The sequence below is a fragment of the Aquabacterium parvum genome (genome assembly GCF_001447195.1).
Lineage (GTDB): Bacteria > Pseudomonadota > Gammaproteobacteria > Burkholderiales > Burkholderiaceae_C > Aquabacterium > Aquabacterium parvum.
In genome coordinates this window covers 1-273 of record NZ_LFRI01000110.1, presented here as the reverse complement: position 1 = coordinate 273, position 273 = coordinate 1, and the positions used below count along the sequence as shown (strand labels likewise).

The window sequence follows — 273 nt, the reverse complement described above, 5'->3', positions numbered from 1 at the left end:
AAGAAGGCGTTTCCCCTTGAGCGTCTGAAAGGCATGCCATGTATCGGCAACCGGCTGATCGCTGAACTTGACGGCGTACTTGAAAACCTCCATGAACCCCTCGGCGGGATCTCCAACGATGGGCCGCACATCAACGCTGAAGCTGTCCCCGGTGATCTGGTGCCAATCCCGCGACAAGCGCTCCTGGCTGGGCTCGACCTCGGCCAAGGCGATCATGTGCAGGTGCGGGTGCCACTGGCCCGAGTTGTCTCCCCGCTTCACTTCGTATGACCA

Annotated in this window: 1 pseudogene; it reads right to left on the bottom strand. The window is 60.4% G+C overall.

The annotated features are described in order from the left end of the window. Nucleotides 1-216 (bottom strand): annotated as a pseudogene (locus ABG80_RS04505) (protein rep); the annotation flags it as partial. Between the last annotated feature and the right edge of the window lie 57 nt (nucleotides 217-273).